Annotated in this window: 4 protein-coding genes; all 4 read right to left on the reverse strand. The window is 68.4% G+C overall.

All coding sequences use genetic code 11. The features are described from left to right. Positions 1-216, reverse strand: a 216-nt coding sequence (locus ACTIFU_RS23290; RefSeq protein WP_439580713.1) for a hypothetical protein, incomplete at its 3' end; no start/stop codon positions are given. After that, a complete protein-coding gene (locus ACTIFU_RS23295) occupies positions 213-1,388 on the reverse strand; it encodes a polysaccharide pyruvyl transferase family protein (RefSeq protein ID WP_439580714.1) in 1,176 nt (391 codons plus the stop codon). The genes ACTIFU_RS23295 and ACTIFU_RS23290, both read right to left, overlap by 4 nt. After that, positions 1,385-2,782, reverse strand: a complete 1,398-nt coding sequence (locus tag ACTIFU_RS23300; protein ID WP_439580715.1) for a glycosyltransferase family 4 protein — start codon at positions 2,780-2,782, stop codon at positions 1,385-1,387. The genes ACTIFU_RS23295 and ACTIFU_RS23300 overlap by 4 nt, the downstream gene beginning before the upstream one ends. Further along, the coding region (locus ACTIFU_RS23305; RefSeq protein ID WP_439580716.1) for a hypothetical protein at positions 2,782-3,010 on the reverse strand (229 nt) is incomplete at its 5' end. The genes ACTIFU_RS23300 and ACTIFU_RS23305, both read right to left, overlap by 1 nt.

Raw genomic sequence — 3,010 nt, forward strand, 5'->3', positions numbered from 1 at the left:
GTGCGCGCCGTCGCCCACGCCGCTTCGTGCAAGGTCCTCGCGCGGGCGGTCGGCGCGCGCCTCGGCAAGTACGGTCTCGCCGTCCATCAGCGCGACCGTGACCCGCGCATCGGGCTCGGCGGCATCCCAGGCCCAGCCCAGGATGCGGTCGGCGGTGCGCGCCTCGACGAAGCCGAGGACGGAAGCGCGTTCGAGCTCGGCCGCGGCAGCGCTCATGCGACCATCCGCTTGGGCAACGACACGGTCTCGTCCACCATCTTGTGCGCCACGCCGTTCTCGTCCAGGAACAACCGCATCTCGCGCCAGCGCTGGTAGTAGGCGCGGTTGAAGCGCTCGAACAGGGACTGGTCCCAGTAGTCCTCGAGGCGGAACGGCTTGTCGCCGAACACGTCGAAGGACGGGATCGAGAGGGTCTCGGCGAACTCCACGGTGCGGCTGTCATAGGTGAAGTAGACCGAGGGCACGCGGTTGGCGAGCGCCATCAGGTTGCCGTGCAGGCGATAGCCGAGCACGAGGTCGCGCGCGGCGACGAACCGCTCGATCTCGGCGACCACGTCCGAGTAGTAGAGCCGGCTCGCGTAGAGCGCCTCCATCGGGTCGCCCTGGCCCTTCAGCCAGCCATGCTTGCGCAGATGCGCGATCGCCTCCTCGCGCTGCGCCGGCGTGCCCCAGAGCACCTTCTTCTCCTCGACCTCGCCTTGCGCCATCACGTGCAGATCAAACCGCTGCGCCAGATCGAGGATCGTGTTGCGCTGGAGGTCGAGATAGTGCCGCACATCCTTGGCGTAGTCCGCACCGACCTCGCGCCGTAGGGTGAACACCGCGGTCTTGACCTGATCGAGCGGTGGGAGGTCGATCCGGAGCATCGGGTCGTTGCCCCGGAACACGGTCGGGCAGCCGATGATCCGGGTGTTGCGGATGCCGAGCTGCCAGAGCACATCGGCCGTGTAGGTGCCGCGCACGCCCAGCGAAACCGAGCGGTCGGCGATCAGCGAGAGCACGCGCTTGGTCTCGTCGGAGAGCTCAAGCTTGCCCTTCACCGGTGCCTGCGCGCCGATCCCGAACGCGATCACCGGGATCTTCAGCCGCGACAGCACATGGGCCGCCTGCTCCCAGCGGATCTTCGGGTGGATGTAGTTCGAGCCGCGCAGGAAGGCATAGTCGAACTCGGCGTTGTAGCGGTCGATGTCCGCATCGGTCGGCGCACGGATGTTGAGATCGCGCAGCGTCGAGAACTGCAGCAGCTTGAGCGAACTGTCGAACACGAAGGCGTCGCCGATATTGTGGTAGTGGTTGATGCTCCGCTGGATGTCGGTGTGCTTGTACCAGCGGACGTTGTCGTGGTCGTAGACCTCGCCCGACGGGCTCATCACCAGGACGCGCTTCATGCTGGTCTCCCTGCTCCGATGCCGGTCCGCGCGGTTCTTGCCGTACGTCCCTGGCGCGCGCGCGCGGGCGGCCCAGGCTGATCCTGCTGTGTCGACGAAATGCCCTCGGCCGACGCGACCGACGCCGCCGGCAGATGGCCACGCTCGGCCATCGTCTCGGCGTACAGCGCGACGTGCGCGGATGCGCAGGCTCCGGCCGTGAGCGGTTCCGGGCATCCCGCCGAGAGCGTTTTCCAGAGTGCAGCGTCGCTCATCGCCTCGGTCAGCCGGTCCGCGAGATCCTCAGCGCTGCCGACGCGGAAATGCAGCCCGTCGACGCCGTGACGGACCTTCTCGGCCATGCCGCCGATGTCGCTGCAGATCACGGGGCGGCGATGGTGGAACGCCTCCTGGATCACAACGGGACTGTTCTCCCACCAGATCGACGGCATGACCACCCAGTCGATCTGCGCCATCAGCCGGGGCAGCTCGTCGGAGCGGTATGCGCCATAGAAGCGTGCGCGCCGTCCCGCCCGCGCCATCAGCGCCTCGAACCGGGTGCGGAACGCCTCGGGCTGGCTCTCGAGATTGCCGCCGAACACCGCGAGCGATGCGTCCTCGCCCCAGACCGTGTCCGGTACGCGCGTGATCGCGTCGAGGAGTACGTGCAGTCCCTTGAACTCCGTCACCTGGCCGAAGAAGCCGAAGCGTGCGCGCCGGCCGCCCTTCGGCAACGGCCGCGGCGGGACCGCTGGGGTGTCGGCAAGCCCGTTCTCGATCACGCTGAAGCGGGTCTCGGGCAGGCCCCAGGCGACGTAACGGTCGACCAGAAAGCGCGAGGGTGAGACGAAGCGGTCGGCAAGCTGGAGATGGTCCTTCAGGAACCACTCGCGCCGCCACACCGCATCGACGTTCCAGTCGGGATAGCACACCGCGCAGTCGACGGGATTGGCACGCAGGCACAACCGGTTGCGGTCGGTCTTCACCATCTGGCCGTGATTGAGGCAGATCGAGAGGTATTCGTGGAACGTCACCACGATGGCCGATTTCGGCAGCACGCGCCGGATGAGCGCCAGGAACTCCGCGCCGAAGCCGATCAGGTGGTGCAGATGCACGACATCAGGTGCGAGCTCACGCAGCCACTCGGCGATCGGGCCGTCGAGCTCGTCGAGCGCGCGCGACGAGATCCAGCGATGGTCGTAGGCGTCAAGATGCGCGAACACCTCGTTCGGGCCCTGGCGCAGGCTCATCAGTGGAGTCGCCTCGTGCCGGCGCAGCGGCGAGGCAGCGCGGGCGAGGTAGAACGCCTCGACCCCCGACTGGGCCTGGAGGCCGCGGAACAGCGCGTGCGAGGCGACCTCGGCGCCGCCGATCGAGAACGCCGGATGACCGTGCGAGACGATCAGCACGCGCATCAGGCGGCCTCCGTGACTGGTCCGGGGATCAGACGCTGGAGCGCGAGCGCATCCGCCAGCCGGGCGGCGTTGCGCCATGGCGCGCCGCGCTCGGCCGGCTCGGGTGCGACCACCGGGATCGAGGGGAGCGCGACGCAGCGTCCTCCGCGGGCGGCGAGCCGAAGGAAGAAGGCGAGTTCCTGCGCCGCTGCGGTGATCCCGAAGGCGCAGAACCCGCCCGCCTCGCGA

This window comes from Elioraea sp. (genome assembly GCF_051860475.1).
In the GTDB taxonomy this organism is placed as follows: Bacteria; Pseudomonadota; Alphaproteobacteria; order Acetobacterales; family Acetobacteraceae; genus Elioraea.